Here is a 16,796-nt window from a genome sequence, read left to right as displayed (position 1 = left end):
GATCAGTTTATTTTTACAGGTAAATGCTAAAAGCAATATAATCAGAACCACAATGAAAGTACCAAAAAACGTAGCTTCGTTCGTTAAGTCATCATGTATATTGCTATCTAGGTCCAAGGCCGGCATACCTAATACGGGCCGGAGCTATAGTCCTTTCCGGCTATGGACGAGAGAACCAGGGTTAGGCTCTGTTAATTAATGCAATGAAACTATTTCGTCAATTTCTGCAATTGTACTGCTCAAATTATCCCCATAATAATTTAGTGAGAACGTATGGTAGTACATATCATTAATTAATTCATTCAATTGAGCTTCGCTCATATCCGGTATGTGACCGGTTCTTCTGATTTCGCTGTATTTCCTGGTAAAGTAAAACCACTTATCATCTGCAGATTTTGCATTATCCATGAGCCTTGTGTAAGTCGAATTATACAGTTTCGTTACCGCAGAACAAAAAGCCTTATTTTTGAATTTACTTATTTCATTTCCGGCTATTGCAGCTTGAAAAGAACCTGATATTGGATAAAATGTCCGATGAGTGGCAAAGTAGTTTCGGAGCAAAGAATCCAACAATGGTCTGTCGGCATCATACAGAAAAGATAAGTCTTTACTTAAAACTGAGTATACAGAATCTTTATCCTGAGCCAGTTGAATGATATACTTAATGTATTCCTTATCCTGAGCCAGGTCATTTTTTATGCCCTCAATAAATTCGTGTTCAGCAATATTTTGCTTTCTTGTCTCATTCCAGGTATTGATTGATAAAGCGATTAGAATCCCGATTACAACCAGAATAATTTCGCCAAAAGCATAAAGTAGATATTTACTGAATTTACTTTCAGTTACGAGTTTTTGGCGTATGCGATTAAAGAATTTTATCATTTATTATTGGTTGGTCCTGAATGTTTAAGGGATATGCCGCAGCAGTTCTAATTCTATATTATTACGTTTCTTTATCTTAACTCAATTTCATATATCCTCGATTCTCCTCCCCATGGATGATATCCGTTCCCAATATATTTGAATCCATACTTTTCATAGTATCCGATATGTTCAGTGCTGAGATATAAAAATTCAAAACCAGCATTTTTAGCATCGGTTTTGGCATATTCAATGAGTATTAAACCATATGCATTTCCTCTGTACTTTTCATCAATAAAAAGCGCACAAATCCAGGGGTATAAATCTCCTCGGCTGATAAAATCATTCGTAATAAGCCCGGCACACCCAATAATTTTGTCATCATTCAGTAATAAATACCATTGAGGTAATGCGTTTTTAGCATTGATACTGTGACTGATGCAATCTTCATAAATTATAGGCAAAACGTCTGGCCAACTCTTTTGAAAATAGGCGATTGCGTCATCTTTATATTCAGGATTTTTTCTTATGGAAATAATTTTCATAATACAAAACTGGTCAACGTAACGCCAATATCGTGCTTCTACTAATGTTCCCCAAGCCATTTAAGGCTTTGATTTCTGTGTGCATCCTTCGTGAATCACAACTTTTTAGCAGATTGTCCATAGAGGATGAAAGAATGGAACTCATCCTGCTTTGAAAACGAAACCGTGACACCGGTTCCCGGATGAATGAAATCAAGTTCATCTCCGTCAATTGGGACAAGCTCATATTCATCGCCATTTGGGAAGATGAGTGAAATGAGTCCATCGTTTGCGTCGAACGTGATCGAAAGGTCTATCTGATTGTTCCACCTGTAATTACCAGGTAGCGCCTTTAAAATTTTCTGATCTACTTGTTTCCGCTGAACTTCAGTTTGACTAAAGTGCCGCCAGTCATAGATCTGGGATGCCGATAAAAGCAATTCATTTCCAAGTGTTCCCCCGTTATCAGAATTGGTGAGGTAAACCAATCCATTACCACTTGTCAGGCTTATGGTCATGCCAGTCCGGTACCCTTCGTTGCCGCCATAGTGGGTGATAGAAATATCATCGCCGGATCTGTCAATGATGAAGCCATATACATGACCATTTCTTTCGTCGTTTAGCAATGAATTGATTTCAGATTGTGAGAATATCGAGACTTCGCCATTGTAGGCTTTGTAAATTTCAATCAGAAATTTTGCGAGGTCAACAGAATTACTCCAAAGTCCTGCCGCAGCCTGCTCGGGATGGTTTCGCCAACCTCCTTCCACCATATCTCCCGAAAACGTATATCCTTTTGCAACCCGGTTGGAATCTGAAGCAGGGAGCGGTTGCGTGAATTCAGAATGATTCATTCCGGCAGGATCAAGGATCCATCGTTTCATAATGGTTGAAAACTCGTCATTGAATATATTCTGAAGAGCCACTTCCGCCAGCGTATATGCGCCACCGGAATAAGCCAGTGTTTCGTTTGGTGTACTGGTCACTTCTATAGCCGGGGTATTGACTCCTTCGCTACCTCTTAAAATATCCATATCAGTGGGCATCGGAAGGCTTCTGTTATAACCCTGATATCCACCCGGATTAATGCCTGAAGTATGGGAAAAGATATTGCGAAATGTGACGGGATTCTCTGCTCTTTGTTTGCCTTCAGGTATTTCAAAATCCTTGAGATAATCCTGAATATTTGTATCCAGGTCTATCTCACCGGCGGAATACATACGAACGGCCGCCATAACGGTTACTGGCTTGGACAATGATGCTGCCTGGAATATACTGGTACAGTCCAGGGTTTGTTCATCAGCGAAATCCTCATTTTCATAGACGTCTGACCATTCAATCTCCCCATTCTTTATGATGGCGAGCGATAATGCGGGAATCTGATATTCTTTCATTTTATCTGGAATGGAACTGAAATTTTCCGGCTCACCCGAAAACTTAACTTGTCGGCGTATGCCTTGCTCAAGCTGTTCCTTTCCTGCGACAGATTCATCAGGCAAGATGCAACCCGGTTTGTTCACGTGATCTATCAGATCACTCGTGTCATTTGGCTGTGAGGTACAGGAGCCAATAAAAAACAACAGGAAAAACTGAAAGAACAATTTATTCGCATTTGACTTCATTTTTTTAATCTACATCATAGCATGTAAAAATCACAGACCCCTCCAGCGATATATGTCTATTCGGAATAATTATCAGGTCATTTACCCAATGAAGTGAAATGGCTTTTTTCAAATGGAGGTGTGAGCATCGGGTCTTGCTTAAACGCCCATAAGAATTATTCATTGAGTATTCACAAATGTATCTTCAAAAGTTATGATCCACTTTCCGTTGATCAGTTGTTCTCCGCGTTCCTGAAAGCCTCCATCCGGAGTATTTCTGAAGAAAAACCTGGTTTTGTCGTCTTTCCACACAATGAGTTGCCCGTCTTTGAATTCTGCGGAATACCTGGCAGCGCCATTTTTAGAGAACCGGTGGTAATAATATTTTTGGTCATTTTCGTCGTAAAGGATTATTGTATGGAGCTGCAAAAACTCGGTATTCAACTCAATTACGAGAATGTTCTTATCAAGGTCATAGGAAATGTATTCATATGCTGAACCTTGTTTCACAAGAACACCATTTTCATAAATCTTAGATGTTCCTACCCATTCCCCAATAAGGTAGTTTAGGTTTTCCATCTTTTCCTGCTTCAGGTTTTGGGAGAAAATTGAATTATTCAGGAAAACCAGAACAATAAAGAAAAAGTATGCAACAACTTTTTGATAGCTCATATTTAAAGGATTAATAATTATTCCACTGTGTCGATCCCAGGCTGATTTTCAGCAGCGGGGGAGAATAACCATTATTAGTCTTTCGATATTTCTCTATTAATCAACGCAACCACTTTTTTATTCAAATCTTTCATTTTCTTATAATCATCAATAATTAAGGAATTGGTAAATACTGATAAGACAAACCCATTTTTAAACACCTTGTCATTTAAGAGTTTTTCTAATTCTTGCTTCGAAAGCTCTATACTCTGGTCAAATTCTCCATTATTGGCATAGAAAATATAGCTTTGAGCTAATGGGTCCAAATCAACAGTATTAAACCAGGGATTATAGAAATATTGCTCTAAGTCATTTCTTAAATGTGATCGGTTTGAGATAATTTCTTTGTGAATTAAATCTAAATTCAGCAAACCGTTCTTGATTGAATCATTTGAAATGATGGTGAGGTTTCCAGAATTTAATAATTCAAGAAAAGTATTGTTGTTTCTCTGAAACTCCTGCCAAATGCCCACGTTAAAAGTATGGAAATTGAACATTTGAATATTCTCTACTGGCTTTCCATTAAAGTGTTCGAGTGCAATTTGAGCAGAGTTCACTATACTTTCTCTAATTCGGGTGTAGCGTTCAAGTTCGCTTTCTTCAAAAATCAGATCACTCCTTAGATTTTTCAAGAACTGTACTTCTTTCGCTCTCTGTTTATTCAATTCGTTATTATTATTGATTTGTAGTGCAATCAGGATTCCAATTACCACGAGGATTATCTCTCCAATAGCGTAAATCAAATACTTGCTGAATTTGCCCGCCTGTCCGGATGGCGTGTTTTCATAAAGTAGCTTTTGTCGGATTTTTCTAAAGAATTTTATCATTCAATTTATCAATTGCGTGTGGTTCGTTATTTCTTCTCAAGCCGGTCGATTTCCGTACTTAAATCATTCAACAGCCCGTTCATTTTCAATTTGGTTTCTTCAATTGGTTTATAGATAAGCCATCCCAGAAGGTTCTTCTGATTTCGTAAAAAATACAGGTATTCCTGATCAGTTTTTAAACTTTCAAAATCCAGAGGAATCATTTCTCCCTGACTGTATGTTAAATCTTTATAATTTCCACCCCAAAAATTATTAAACCGGGTGTTAAATATATTTTTGCTAGCATCGAAAAGGAAGTCTCTGTATACTATTTCAAAGTTTACTATCCATTCATCATCATCTTCATATAATTGAACGATCCTTTTTCTTAAATCCGTATTTGAAATAAAGTCAACCCCCAGCGATTTTAAGGATTCAAAAACGTTATTGTCCAGATCTGAATCTCCATAAAACCTGGTTGAAATATAGAAATGCCGACTTAGAGAGTCAGAGTAGGGCAAATTTTGTTGGAAATGATGGAAAATTATATCAATTGACCGTGATGCGGCTTCATAAAACTTTATGCTTTGGTCAAACTGAGCTATATCATCCTGGAATTGAATTTCGAACGACTTCAATATCTGTATTTCCTTTTTTTCCTTCAGTCTGTTTTGATTCCAATTATTAATGGACAGTGCGATTAAAATTCCGATCACAACAAGTACTATTTCTCCGGTGGCATATTTTAAATACCTGCCTACTTTAGATTCAGGCCTCCCTTCCGGAGAGGCAGGCTCTTCATTTTTATTTTCCATAAACATATTTTGGCGGATTCGCCTGAAAAAGTTATTCATCATACGTTTTAAAATCCTCCAGGTGCTTGGCGGCTTCTTCCAGATCCATAATCAGAAAACCAAAGCCAACGCCGGGTTCTGTATTATCTTTTCCTATCTGAAAACACATAAATTTACCATCGTCTGAAATTACTCCCTGATTGGCTTTGTACCCTTTATAGTCGGTGAAATGAGTTAATCTTTGCATTTCCCCCGAACCATCTAATTTCAATTTATACAGATCAAGCAGGGGCCAGGCAGTTTTATCGGATGGTCCGTGTTCGACCAGCGTGTGTAAACCATCAGGGAATATTCCTTCAGGCTCATCGTAGCAGCAGGGAGAATTGGTGATCGTTCTGTATTCCCCGGTTTCGCTGTCTACCATGTAGACATCCGTATTATTTCCATTGTTAATGGTGTATACCGCAAATGTTACTTTTATGTCTTCCGGCGGTACAAGACTTTGCGTTTCAAGGCTTGCATGACCCAGTGAAAAGGGTAACTGTTTCGAATCAAAAATCGTCCTTTGGTTCGATAACCTGGGTATCCCGTCCTCATAAATAATTTCAGCCATTAATAACTTCGCCCTGTTTTTCCCCAGCTCAGGCAATTGGCGATCCCGATGGGTCCAGGCGATTCTCATCCTGTTCCTGGAAACAGCAGGCCCTTCAGCGCAGAGGGTATTTAGCGGAACCGGAGGTTTTGTGCCACTTTTATCCATGACATACAACCAGGTAAGGTCGCGGGCTTTGTCCCTTTCCTGGGTGTCGGTAGGGTCAAAGAGTTCTTTCGGACCGGAGAGCAGAATATCTCCATTGGATAAATACATGGCCCTTGTAAATCCGTAATGATTGAAGTGCCTTGTTTTCGGACTGATGATTCCGGTGGCTAATTCCAGTTCATATACTTCGCCCATGGGTTTGTCCAGAAATAGAATGAACCGGCCATCATGGGACCAATCCGGACGTTCTCCAAAACCGCTGGCAAGTTTGATATAGGGCGGTAAATTATCTGCCGGACTTCCATTAATTAAGTCAGCGTCTGTTTTTTCAAGGCTTTGTCCGAATGCACCTACGGACTGTAGTACTATGCACCAAAGGAGTATTTGTCGGGAAAGAGTAGTTTTTATTATGGCTGACATATGGTCGAATTTTAAAAGTGGTGCGGATTAAGTTCGTCTGAAATTATACAATTACTCGTAGTTGTGGTTGTGCGTAGTTATTTGCATACGTTACTTTGACAGATAGCTATCTATACTAATTTTTCTGCTTTGATTATTAGCATATCGTACCGATTCTAACATTTCATCCAGTTGATTTCTGTCCAAATACTTCCCCCCGACAATCACTGCATATATATTTCGAGTGTTTCTAATATCCTGTAGTGGATTGTCATTTAGTATCACAAGGTCAGCTGCTTTTCCACCCTGTATAACTCCGGTATTGCTTCCGATCCAGTCGGCGGCCATCTTAGTTGCCGCATCCAGGACATATTTATTATCGATTCCAATATCACTGAGATGTTGTAATTCATCATGAATTGAAAATCCCGGTACAATGCCTGCATTACCTGCGTCAGTGCCTGCAGTTATAGTAACCCCATTGCGAACAAGGGCAAGAGTCATAATATTAACTGCTTCGATGTAGGTACTCCAATAGATTTCAGCATTCTTAACTCCTTCCGGGTCGGTATTAAAAGCGACTTCATATCGGTTGCTTCCTGGTAACCATCCTGGATTGAATACAGAACCTTCTAAAATGCCCGGGTTTACATATTCAATTTCGATGGATTTAAGGTATGTTATTAAATCCAAATCTTGTTGTTTCGCTCTTGGGTAAACATTTACAGTAGTGGATATTGTAATGTTTTTATCTTTAATCCTTCTGGCGATGCTATCTGCATTATTTTTCAAAAAGGAAAGGTAGGCTTCTGTATTATCATAGAATATTTTAGAACGACCACCAAATTCGCGTTCCACAGCCTTGGCAATTTCTTCCACATGCGCAACCTGAGATTGATTTGAGCGAAATAAATCCTCAAGTCCGACCGCTGGTGTGAGGTGGCCAGTCATTGGAATGTTGTACTTTTTAGATGCTTCTGAAACGGCATAGTAATTTTCTTTATCCAAACTATAGGCCTTGAGCCCATCGTAGCCTAATGACTTAAACTCAGCAACCTTTTTCTTAGTTTTGGCGGTATCATTGAACAAAGGGATTGGACCAAGTAAACCATATACTTTACTCCGAAAATCGTTTGCAGTATTCATTGGTCCTGCGGCTACATACATCCGGGGCATTAATCCTCCTCTTTTTGCTTCTTCTCTCCATTCAAGATAAAGCCCTCGCCAGGAACTCATAGTGGCAACTTGCGTTACTCCATTAGCCAGGAAAAGTAAAAGATCATTTTTACTTCTGTATGGATGAATATGTGTGTCAATTAAACCAGGAATTAAGAACTTTCCTTCTCCGTCAATAATCGTGTAGTTATGTGGGATATTATTGTCTTCACCTACATATTCAATAAGTTCATTGTTTATTAGAATAGTTTGATTTGGAAGTATAGAATCCTGGTCAGCCGCAAGAACATTAATATTTTTTATTGCCAGTTTGCCAAATTGAGTTTTAAATTGGGAAGCATCAACGATTGATGTGTTCGCACCAGAAAGTTGGTTTTCTTCCGACCTAATATACCACCATGCCAATGCGATTAAGGTTAAAAGCAAGATAAGGCTAATGCCAAAAAACCATTTTAAATATGATTTAAATTTTTTCATGTTTAAATACTATCTAGTCTTCAATTGAACAGAATGTATTGGTGTTAGTGAAGCAGGAGGTTAGCATTAATGATACTCAGGGTGGCAAGATGTTTTTATTAATGGAAACCAGGTGCTATTCAATCTTTTCCGGTTTATAAACATCACGGAAAATTCTCCATGTATCGCTCTCTTTTTTCCATACGAAAAGTGAATTTCCTTTACTCACAAGCGTTCCATTCATATGATAAAATTCAACATAGGCATCCTCAACAATAATGTTTTGGTTTCCCCAGATGTTGATTATTTTGAACCTTATGTCAGTAATACTATCCCGCACTAATTCGTGAACCTCTTTAATGAGATTATCCCTACCAGCATAGGCGCCAATTATTTTTGAATCAACCGTATAAATATCTCCAACGGCAATTGAGTCTCCAGCTTTCAGCGCATCTTCAAAATCCTTATTTCGTTTTTTAATAATTGCCGTAGCTTCAGCAACATCAAATTGGGTTTTACTATCATCCGGAATAGAATTAATTTCAGATTTGTCAGCATTCTTTTGACACGATACAGTAAAGACAATTAACAGGATAGAAATTATTTTTATTAGTTTCATATGTGGTTGTTTCTCGTTGCTCACAACGTTTTGATAAAATGAGTTTTAAATCAATTTCATCTTTTGTTGGTGGTTAAGCTCCATATCGATATTCCGGATTACTTTTTCTATACTTTCAAGTCTCGTGGTCAGCCAAATTTTTCTATCTCTAATGACCACCAACGACAAGAATAAACACCAAAATCCACGAGTACCTTTAATATCCTCTATTCCCTGAAACATTGAGTCTTGGGTTGCTTTTGTATTTGCTTTCATCTGTGCGCCGACAAAAACTAATGAAATGATAATGGCAAGTGCAGATGTAATTTCAGCTATTAATGCATATTCCTTTGGAATTTCTTTCATAGTATTATTTCTTCTCTAATCCCGAATGCCAGGTGTCCATACATATTTTCCAATCTCCGTTCTCTTGCTTCCTCCAGGTAGCAACATACACTCCGCGGTTATAAGAACTGTCATTTGTAGCCCTATCTATAAAATATTCAACGTAACCTCCGATTGTGATTACCTGATCTTGACTTATTATCAATTCGGGTTCATCAAAACTCTCTAATGCCAATTTTTTGACTTTTAAATAGTCATTCCAATTGGTTTTTTGTTCCTCAACACCTCTTTGAAAATTCCCGGAAGGAGTAACTCGTAAAAAGTCATTCTCAAAAAATCTAAAAAATTCATCTGTACCCTCGCCATAGGAATTATACATGTCATTGTAAGTAGTTAATACCTGATTCTTTATATCATTTTCACTTACTTTCTTTTCAGAACAACTGAATGCAATTAAGATTCCTGAAATGAATATTGTTAATTTTTTCATAAGGAATATTTTAAATTTTTATCCGGTCATAAACAACCATTGTAAAATGTGTTTACAACCGTTTATGCCTGTCTGAATATATAAATAACCCCTTAACTTTCCCGTGATAAGGGGATTATTTAGCAGGGGGAATTCAACCTAATCCTCCCGGCACTGTCAACGACAACTCTGTAAAATAACAATTCCTGATCGGAGGACCTCCTGAAAAAACATTTCTTATTGAGCAGCATAGGGCTCGAGTTTTGGTAAAATAGAATGGATGTTTTCCAGGTTTGTTTCTAATTCATTTTGAGCGTTGTCATATAACACCTTATATGCCGCCATGAGTACCGCTACGCGTGGGGTAAAATCACGTTCATCTACATTTTCCCAGGTGTTATTGTAGATATAACTGTTTTTGTAATTAGGGTCATACAACCGTCCAATGATGTTGTATTTTTTTACAAATTCGTCAAGGTGATTTCGGTACTGGTCCAGGGTGTTTTCATTTCTGTATTTATATTCATCCAGCGTGGTGTAATAGTCAGATAATTGTTCCTTGATATCAATGGGCAGGAGGTCAAACGTGCTGGTGGATTTTAAGTTAGAAAATGTATTTGTATTGTACACTGGCGATGAGTACCATCGAACCGGAAACTCGTTCTTCATTATGTTGATAAGTGAATCAAGCGTAACCTCTGTTGCATAAGAACGCTTTATCAGCGCTACTATAGTGCGATATCTTAAATCAACTATTGGTTTCGCATTGTGTATAAGAACACTATCTGCGACAAGATCTTTATAGATGGATTGCATCGCGGTATTAAGCTGCATAGATTGTTTTCGTTGTTCATTCCAGTTGTTAATCTGTAGCGCAATCAGGATTCCAATTACAACAAGAATAATTTCTCCGACAGAATATTTCAAATACGTCCAGGTTTTTCCTTCTGAAAGCAAATTATGTCTGATTTTTCTGAAGAATTTTAGCATTTTTTTAAGATTGCTTAGAATTAAGCACAATGGTTTTGCTGAACTGCGCTTTAATGCTTTTTAGTTATTGTTTGGTAAAGAGTTTATATAATCCTGTAAATATTGATGTAATCCTTTTTCAGGATTATTGAGCAGATCTTTTTTAAACTCAATTTTCAGTTCATCTAACAGGCGCATTATATTAAAGCCAATCGTGTAGTGATAGTCGGTTGGGCCGGCATATACTAAGTAATTAAAAGCACTATTTTCCAAATCAATTTCTTCAAATTCCGAAAAAGATTTAAACTTTGGATCGTTTAGGATCGTAGGAGCATCAGAATTGTTAAAGTAGCTTTTAAGGTTAAACATGCTTTGATACTCAATGTACCTGGCTGATCCTTCCTGGATGATATAATAGTTTTCTACCTGTTCAAGATGTGGATGTTCTGAACCGTATTTGATAATCCGCTTTTCTCTCTGGCCCAGGTATGAAGTAATTAGAGAGTCGCGCAAATCTTTATTGCCCTCTGAAATGGCTTTCATTAGAATTTTGTTTTCATTTTGAATCATGGGAAGGAACTGCTCGTCTTCCTGGCAAAGGGCTACCAAATTTCTGGAATCAAAAGGCAAAACCCCAATTACGGATTCAGCGTACTTCACTAAATTTTCATTGTTGTATTGAAAGTGGTGAAACATTTCATGAATAACCATGGTCGACCACATTTCTGTGCTTTCTACAGAAGGAATGTATTTACCAATTTCTTCAACAGAAGAATATTGTTCCACAGGATTTTTAAAGAAGAACTCTGTAGAATCTTCTTCGTTGAAACTGATCATTACTTCCATGTGATAAGGAATGCTGTCAGTCCTTCCTGAGAGCCAATAATTATCACTATGTTTTTTGATGTCCTGTAACTTTTTAATCATATAGGAATCTGGAAAGAAAACTTCCGACCATTCTGAATCGAAGTAAATAAGAGTTCCTTCATTGTATTTTGTGCCAAAGTCTGGCCAGGTATTTTCAGCTACAGATTTTTTCAGTTTAAGAACAAAAGAAATTCTTCGTGTCGATAAACTATCGGGCAAATCAAAATAACTCTCTGATTTATTGCTTTCAATACCCGTCTGAGAATCATTTTTTTGATCCTGGCATGCTGTTGTGAGAGAGCAAACACAAGCTATTAGTAAAAGTTTTATTTTCATAGTGGTCTGTTTTGCCTGACTTTCCGTAAGAATCAAGCTTAAGTCCTTAGCTAGTAATTTTCCGCCTAATAATCCGTGAAGTATACCAAGTCCGGCATAAATCCAAAGTTGATAAATTGTATATGATGCAATAGATTCCAATACTCTTTCAGGCCCAAATTCAAACGATTCTACGATTCCAATAATTATTGACGCTGCGCCTCCGTCATCTTGTTGCCGCCACTTTCATCGCCAGGTCGATGAACCGTTTGTCCTTTGCCACCAGGTACGCCGTCCCTGGCACGTTCCCCGCCGCGGCGGAGCCAGTGCCGGCGCTCGTCGAGTGCATCGATCCCACGTTACTGACCACGGCCACCACCACGTCTGTGCCCTCGACCCAGTAGAACGATCCAGTGAACCCCAGCACGTCGCCGTCATGCCCGATGACCGCGAGATCGCCCGGATACGCGCTGCGAAATAGGCCGTGCCCCACCTGTTCCCCATCGCCCGCCGGAGACCACTCGGTCATGAACTTCATGCTCGCAGGCTTGAGCAGTCGGCCATCGCGCAGCGCTGCGGCGTAGCGCGCGAGGTCCCGCGCTGTCGCCACCATCCCACCGGCCGTCCACTCCACCGAGAGATTTGAGCTGCTGGCGTCAATCAAGCCCGGGCGAACCTCGGGGAAGGCGGCGTTCACTCCGGCGTCCTCTTGGAAGGTCGGAGTCGCCCAGTGATACCGGTGCGCCAGCTGCCCTGGGGGAATGGGCTCGAAGCCTTCAAGATGGATGTCCTTCAAGCCGAGTGGCGTGAGGATCCGCCGATGGATCTCGTCCACCGCCTGATTACCGGTCACCTTCTCGATGACCATGCCGAGCAGTGTGAAATTCGTGTTCGCGTAGCTGAACTTCTCACCTGGCGGGGCCAGCGCCGCTTGCCCTTTGATGTAAGGGAGCGTCGCCGTCTTGTCCCAGATGCGGGCCGGCTCGAGCCGGTCGCCCCGACCCTCGTGGATCCAGGCGGGGTCGTCCTCCCAGCTGCGCACTCCTCCAGTGTGGTTAAGTAGCTGCGCTAGTGTGGCTTTCTCCGCATTGGGTATTCCATCCACCGCCGCCCCCAGCAGACTCGCCGCTGTGGCGTTGAGATCCAGTCGCCCTTCCTCCGTCAGCTGCAAAATCACGACGGCCACGAAAGTCTTGGTAATGCTGCCGATGCCGAAGAGCATCTCGGGGCGTACGGGCGCGCCCGTCTGCAGGTCCGCTTTACCGGCAACCCCCGTCCAGAGGACGCTGTCACCCGTTGCTACGGCGGCAGAGATTCCGGGAATGCCAGAGGCGACGGCCTCGTCCAGGAGCGCTTTAAGCTCAGACGCGGCGCCGCGTTGGTCAGGCGAGCGCTCGGCCGTCCCCACAGTGCACGCCGAAACGACGACCAGGCTTGCGAGTGTGAGCGCCCACTTCATCAGCATGATTGCTCCCGGTGGATTCTGGTCCTGACACTTCAAGACCGCTATGCCGCCTTGGTCTAATAATCGAGGTTTCTTCTCTGTCATATTATTTCAATACTTTTGCTTCTCCAAAATCTTACCGACGGTCTAGGCTATGAGTAGTTGCGAAGCAATTCCTTATAGCCATTGTTGGCAACAGAGTTTATTTTAAAATCAGTTCTTCTTTCAACGTAAAATGTTGAGCAGTTTTATCATATCTCGATAGTACATGTTTAGCATTGTCTGGTATATAAGCTTGCTCATAGTCTTCTCCAGCAAACACTTTAACGGAATCCAGTGAATCAAATTGAAGAACAAGAAAAAACTCCATTTCATCATTCTTTACCATTGTGGAAATACTGACTTTTTCCAACCCTTCAACACCCCTTTTTTTTACTGTTGGAAATACCTCATTAATGAGCATATCTTCATAAATAGGTGCATTTTTTAATGTTGTCCAACCTTTCCAAGTTCGGATAATTTTATTCTTTTTATTCATTTCAATTTAATTGTTGCACAACGATCTCGGCTATGAGTAGTTGCGTGGTTTAGTGGTTAACTTTGCAAGCCTGCCTGCCTGCCGGCAGGTACACACCAAGTTGGAAATTCCTGTGGAATTTCCAAAGTAGGCGAGAACAAGCAATTACTTATAGCCATTGTTGGCAATAGTTATTTCTTAAAAATTGTAGTTCCTTCTTTAATGGTTTCTAAAACTTTGATTTCTTTTATTTTCATCGGGGCTACTTTCAAGGGGTTACTATCTAGAATGACCAAATCTGCCAGTTTACCTTTTTCTAATGTCCCTTTTTTATCCTCTTCAAAGTACTGATAAGCGGCACTACTGGTGATTGCTTGCAGGGCTTGATAGGGTGAAATTCTTTCATCCGCACCAATAATTTCACCATTTCTAGATATTCTGTTTACAGCAGTCCAAACGACCATCATTTGGTCTATAGGTGCCACATTGAAATCGGTATGATTTGTAGGTTTTAATCCTTTTGCAATAGCTGTTTTCATAGGGCTTATAAAGGATGCTTGCTCTAAACCTCTATTTTTAATATGTGCATCGGCAAAAAAGAAAGTATGTTCGGTGTAAAGTGAAGGTATCATTTTGTATTCTACATATTTGTCTAGTTGGTCTAGGCGTACAAATTGAGAATGTATAATGGTAGTTCTACGTTCTTTTGTTGGATTTCCATTACTAGCATATTCATGAGCTTTTATACACATATCTATAGCTCCATCGCCGTTTGCATGAAACGTACATTGTAAGCCTTTATCGTATACCTTTTTGAGCATCTGGTTTACTTCCTCTTGTGTGAAAGTTGATTCGCCCATCCAGTTTTTTTCTCCACTTGGTCCCCCAGTCAAATAAGGTGTTGTAAATAATGCCGTTCTTCCTTGCGGTGAGCCATCAATGGTAATTTTTATGCCACCAAGTTTAAAATGGTTGTTGTATTTACCAAAATCTTCAGGGCTATACAGTTTAAAAATAGTGTCATATTCTGTAATAAAAGGATAGGATACTACATCTATAAATAAAGAATTATTATCTGCGGCTTTTTGTATAATTCCAACATCCCCTATATGCGAAGCTCCTTCTTGTGCAGTAGTAATACCTGCAGCTGCATATATCATCTGACCATCTTTTACTTGTTGCGATAATTGTTCATCTGTTGGTTTGGGCAAGTTTGCGAAAACGGGTAAAAATGCGGTTTCCATTATTAGACCATAGGGTTCATTTGTTCCTGGCTTTCTTACAATAATTCCACCAGGTGGCGTTTCAGTTTTAGCAGTAATACCAAACTGCTCCATTGCCTTTGAATTCAAGACAGCACCATGTAACGATACGTGCATGACCATTATGGGGTTATTTGGAAAAGCGTTGTCCAAATCGTCACGATTTAATAGATGTCCATCAGGCATTGCGTTATCATCATATCCATACCCCATAATCAATTGCCCATCAGGAATGCTTTTTTGGGTTTTCAGGTCTTTTAATGATTTAATAATGCCAGCTACATCATCAGCTTCACCAACCGGTGAAGGTGAGCAGTTGGCTTGACTACTCATCCCCAAAGAGTTTATAAAATGGCTATGAGGGTCAATAAAACCTGGCATTAAAGTTTTTCCATTTAAGTTTATCATTTGATATCCTTCGCCTGCAGCTACCATTGCATCAGCAGATGAGCCCACAAATTCAATCTTACCATCTTTAATCACTAGGGCTTCTGCGTATTCTGGCAAATCACCTTGCATAGTTATAATGTCCCCTCCACTGTACACAACAGCAGTATTAATAAGTGCCTCTTTTTGATCTTGCTTACAAGATATTAGGATGATGATTCCGAAAATAATGGTTAGTGTTTTTAATGTTTTCATAAGATTAATTATAATTATTGCCAACGTACTTGGCTATGATTTGGCGCATTTCATTCTAAGCCCAGCTTGCGCCGCGGTTCATAAATGCGCCAGCATTTAGCGTCGCAAGCGTCGCTGATCATAGCAGATTACAGATATTAATGTCGTGATAAAATCCCTTGCGGTCAAGGCGCTGAATTATAGCCGTTGTTGGCAAGCGTTTTATTTTAATATTTGGTTGACGTCCTGTCGGCCAATGATTGAAATAATCTCTACAGTATCATTATTTATGCGATAGTAAATACTGTCCACTCCACATACAAATCGGCGGTATCCCATTTTAATGTGGTCAACTGATTCGAAATGATACGGATTTAAAGCTATTCGATCAAAACACTCAAAAAAGGCATGGAAATATTTGTCAGCTTGCCTTACACCAAATTTCTGAATCCCGTACTGATGTATTCTGATCAAATCTTCCCTGGCATCATTACTTAACTTGTAGTTAGCCATTCAGCCGACTTTTCGAGTCTTTCAATATCTCAGATTCGGAATCGTTGGTGAATCCTGACTTTTCAGCTTTTTCGAGTTTTAGCCTAATCCAGTCGACCTGCCGTTGCTGCTGTCTTGCTTGTCTGATTAAGTCATTGATCAGTTCACTCTTGCTCGTATATTCTTTGCTGTCAATTTGACTTTTAAGCCATTTATCATTGGGCTCGGTGAAAGAGATGCTCTGTCTTGGCATAATTTTTTTGATGTAAATATACACCATAATCGCATCATTTCATAAGTCGGCAGATGCTTGCCAACGGTTTGGCTATTCGTAGTGCGGGATTTCATGGCACTTCTCTTTCCGGTTACCAATATGTTTGCTAATGTTCTCTAAATATAAATTTAGCACTAAACCCCGGCTTACGTATAGCTATTGTTAGCGATTAATAATACCCCTACTTATGAACTCTTTTAGGCATCCTGTTTTTTCAAGACAGTCCATAGCAAAACTGACATTACCATCGTAAGCAGTGCAAAAAGTTGCTCTGTAGCTGATTTTGCTAGCACATTTCCAACCGTATTTAGGATTAACAGCACCAGAAATGCCCAAAGAGAGAAGTTTACAACTTTCGAAGTAAGAAGCGGTCGTATAAATGATCCTTTTATCATTAGAACTACTGTCAAATAAATGGAGACTATTATCGAAATGCACTCAAGCATATACATTTCACTATCACTACCTAATCTTCCTCCCCATATTATGTCTTGTGGTATGATCTTTAGGAGTACACTTATGTGAAATAGGGTAA

18 protein-coding genes are annotated in these 16,796 nt (G+C 39.7%); all 18 read right to left on the bottom strand.

The window, feature by feature from the left end:
- Positions 1–195: 195 nt before the first annotated feature.
- A complete protein-coding gene (locus LDX50_RS15065) occupies positions 196–882 on the bottom strand; it encodes a DUF6090 family protein (RefSeq protein WP_225698128.1) in 687 nt (228 codons plus the stop codon).
- Positions 883–953: 71 nt separating this feature from the next.
- On the bottom strand, positions 954–1,466 hold the full coding sequence (locus tag LDX50_RS15060; RefSeq protein ID WP_225698127.1) for a GNAT family N-acetyltransferase: 513 nt from the start codon (positions 1,464–1,466) through the stop codon (positions 954–956).
- Positions 1,467–1,501: 35 nt separating this feature from the next.
- Positions 1,502–3,007, bottom strand: a complete 1,506-nt coding sequence (locus LDX50_RS15055) for a serine hydrolase domain-containing protein (RefSeq protein ID WP_225698126.1) — start codon at positions 3,005–3,007, stop codon at positions 1,502–1,504.
- Between the two features lie 159 nt (positions 3,008–3,166).
- Positions 3,167–3,658 carry a hypothetical protein gene (locus tag LDX50_RS15050; RefSeq protein ID WP_225698125.1) on the bottom strand — a complete coding sequence of 164 codons (492 nt, stop codon included), beginning with the start codon at positions 3,656–3,658 and terminating at the stop codon, positions 3,167–3,169.
- 74 nt (positions 3,659–3,732) lie between these two features.
- Positions 3,733–4,524 (bottom strand): DUF6090 family protein, encoded by a 792-nt coding sequence (locus LDX50_RS15045; RefSeq protein WP_225698124.1) that lies wholly within the window; start codon positions 4,522–4,524, stop codon positions 3,733–3,735.
- A 26-nt stretch (positions 4,525–4,550) separates the two neighbouring features.
- Positions 4,551–5,318: a DUF6090 family protein gene (locus LDX50_RS15040; RefSeq protein WP_225698123.1), complete on the bottom strand. Its 768-nt coding sequence runs from the start codon at positions 5,316–5,318 to the stop codon at positions 4,551–4,553.
- A gap of 31 nt (positions 5,319–5,349) precedes the next feature.
- Complete coding sequence (locus LDX50_RS15035) at positions 5,350–6,477, bottom strand: TolB-like translocation protein (RefSeq protein WP_225698122.1); 1,128 nt, start codon at positions 6,475–6,477, stop codon at positions 5,350–5,352.
- A gap of 90 nt (positions 6,478–6,567) precedes the next feature.
- Positions 6,568–8,109, bottom strand: coding sequence for an amidohydrolase family protein (locus tag LDX50_RS15030; protein WP_225698121.1), 1,542 nt, complete (start codon positions 8,107–8,109; stop codon positions 6,568–6,570).
- A 115-nt stretch (positions 8,110–8,224) separates the two neighbouring features.
- Positions 8,225–8,707 carry a nuclear transport factor 2 family protein gene (locus tag LDX50_RS15025; RefSeq protein ID WP_225698120.1) on the bottom strand — a complete coding sequence of 161 codons (483 nt, stop codon included), beginning with the start codon at positions 8,705–8,707 and terminating at the stop codon, positions 8,225–8,227.
- 45 nt (positions 8,708–8,752) lie between these two features.
- The gene (locus tag LDX50_RS15020; RefSeq protein WP_225698119.1) at positions 8,753–9,052 is read right to left on the bottom strand and encodes a hypothetical protein; all 300 of its coding nucleotides are present in this window, start codon (positions 9,050–9,052) and stop codon (positions 8,753–8,755) included.
- 4 nt (positions 9,053–9,056) lie between these two features.
- Positions 9,057–9,521: a Cif family virulence factor gene (locus tag LDX50_RS15015; RefSeq protein ID WP_225698118.1), complete on the bottom strand. Its 465-nt coding sequence runs from the start codon at positions 9,519–9,521 to the stop codon at positions 9,057–9,059.
- Between the two features lie 216 nt (positions 9,522–9,737).
- On the bottom strand, positions 9,738–10,490 hold the full coding sequence (locus tag LDX50_RS15010; protein ID WP_225698117.1) for a DUF6090 family protein: 753 nt from the start codon (positions 10,488–10,490) through the stop codon (positions 9,738–9,740).
- 60 nt (positions 10,491–10,550) lie between these two features.
- On the bottom strand, positions 10,551–11,672 hold the full coding sequence (locus tag LDX50_RS15005; protein ID WP_225698116.1) for a hypothetical protein: 1,122 nt from the start codon (positions 11,670–11,672) through the stop codon (positions 10,551–10,553).
- Between the two features lie 205 nt (positions 11,673–11,877).
- Positions 11,878–13,200, bottom strand: coding sequence for a serine hydrolase domain-containing protein (locus LDX50_RS15000; RefSeq protein ID WP_225698115.1), 1,323 nt, complete (start codon positions 13,198–13,200; stop codon positions 11,878–11,880).
- A 97-nt stretch (positions 13,201–13,297) separates the two neighbouring features.
- Positions 13,298–13,633, bottom strand: coding sequence for a hypothetical protein (locus LDX50_RS14995; protein ID WP_225698114.1), 336 nt, complete (start codon positions 13,631–13,633; stop codon positions 13,298–13,300).
- 170 nt (positions 13,634–13,803) lie between these two features.
- Positions 13,804–15,516 (bottom strand): amidohydrolase, encoded by a 1,713-nt coding sequence (locus LDX50_RS14990; protein WP_225698113.1) that lies wholly within the window; start codon positions 15,514–15,516, stop codon positions 13,804–13,806.
- 201 nt (positions 15,517–15,717) lie between these two features.
- Positions 15,718–16,008, bottom strand: a complete 291-nt coding sequence (locus tag LDX50_RS14985; protein ID WP_225698112.1) for a type II toxin-antitoxin system RelE/ParE family toxin — start codon at positions 16,006–16,008, stop codon at positions 15,718–15,720.
- On the bottom strand, positions 16,001–16,240 hold the full coding sequence (locus tag LDX50_RS14980; RefSeq protein WP_225698111.1) for a ribbon-helix-helix domain-containing protein: 240 nt from the start codon (positions 16,238–16,240) through the stop codon (positions 16,001–16,003). The genes LDX50_RS14985 and LDX50_RS14980 overlap by 8 nt, the downstream gene beginning before the upstream one ends.
- Positions 16,241–16,796 lie beyond the last annotated feature (556 nt).

This window comes from Fulvivirga sedimenti, from assembly GCF_020328055.1.
The sequence above is the reverse complement of the archived record's forward strand: the minus strand, read 5'-3'. Positions and strand labels throughout refer to the sequence as shown.

What these genes read in the sequence shown, in the direction of transcription:
- LDX50_RS15065 (WP_225698128.1), bottom strand. Translation starts at nt 882, where the DNA reads ATGATAAAATTCTTTAATCGCATACGCCAAAAACTCGTAACTGAAAGT.
- LDX50_RS15060 (WP_225698127.1), bottom strand. Translation starts at nt 1,466, where the DNA reads ATGGCTTGGGGAACATTAGTAGAAGCACGATATTGGCGTTACGTTGAC.
- LDX50_RS15055 (WP_225698126.1), bottom strand. Translation starts at nt 3,007, where the DNA reads ATGAAGTCAAATGCGAATAAATTGTTCTTTCAGTTTTTCCTGTTGTTT.
- LDX50_RS15050 (WP_225698125.1), bottom strand. Translation starts at nt 3,658, where the DNA reads ATGAGCTATCAAAAAGTTGTTGCATACTTTTTCTTTATTGTTCTGGTT.
- LDX50_RS15045 (WP_225698124.1), bottom strand. Translation starts at nt 4,524, where the DNA reads ATGATAAAATTCTTTAGAAAAATCCGACAAAAGCTACTTTATGAAAAC.
- LDX50_RS15040 (WP_225698123.1), bottom strand. Translation starts at nt 5,318, where the DNA reads ATGGAAAATAAAAATGAAGAGCCTGCCTCTCCGGAAGGGAGGCCTGAA.
- LDX50_RS15035 (WP_225698122.1), bottom strand. Translation starts at nt 6,477, where the DNA reads ATGTCAGCCATAATAAAAACTACTCTTTCCCGACAAATACTCCTTTGG.
- LDX50_RS15030 (WP_225698121.1), bottom strand. Translation starts at nt 8,109, where the DNA reads ATGAAAAAATTTAAATCATATTTAAAATGGTTTTTTGGCATTAGCCTT.
- LDX50_RS15025 (WP_225698120.1), bottom strand. Translation starts at nt 8,707, where the DNA reads ATGAAACTAATAAAAATAATTTCTATCCTGTTAATTGTCTTTACTGTA.
- LDX50_RS15020 (WP_225698119.1), bottom strand. Translation starts at nt 9,052, where the DNA reads ATGAAAGAAATTCCAAAGGAATATGCATTAATAGCTGAAATTACATCT.
- LDX50_RS15015 (WP_225698118.1), bottom strand. Translation starts at nt 9,521, where the DNA reads ATGAAAAAATTAACAATATTCATTTCAGGAATCTTAATTGCATTCAGT.
- LDX50_RS15010 (WP_225698117.1), bottom strand. Translation starts at nt 10,490, where the DNA reads ATGCTAAAATTCTTCAGAAAAATCAGACATAATTTGCTTTCAGAAGGA.
- LDX50_RS15005 (WP_225698116.1), bottom strand. Translation starts at nt 11,672, where the DNA reads ATGAAAATAAAACTTTTACTAATAGCTTGTGTTTGCTCTCTCACAACA.
- LDX50_RS15000 (WP_225698115.1), bottom strand. Translation starts at nt 13,200, where the DNA reads ATGACAGAGAAGAAACCTCGATTATTAGACCAAGGCGGCATAGCGGTC.
- LDX50_RS14995 (WP_225698114.1), bottom strand. Translation starts at nt 13,633, where the DNA reads ATGAATAAAAAGAATAAAATTATCCGAACTTGGAAAGGTTGGACAACA.
- LDX50_RS14990 (WP_225698113.1), bottom strand. Translation starts at nt 15,516, where the DNA reads ATGAAAACATTAAAAACACTAACCATTATTTTCGGAATCATCATCCTA.
- LDX50_RS14985 (WP_225698112.1), bottom strand. Translation starts at nt 16,008, where the DNA reads ATGGCTAACTACAAGTTAAGTAATGATGCCAGGGAAGATTTGATCAGA.
- LDX50_RS14980 (WP_225698111.1), bottom strand. Translation starts at nt 16,240, where the DNA reads ATGCCAAGACAGAGCATCTCTTTCACCGAGCCCAATGATAAATGGCTT.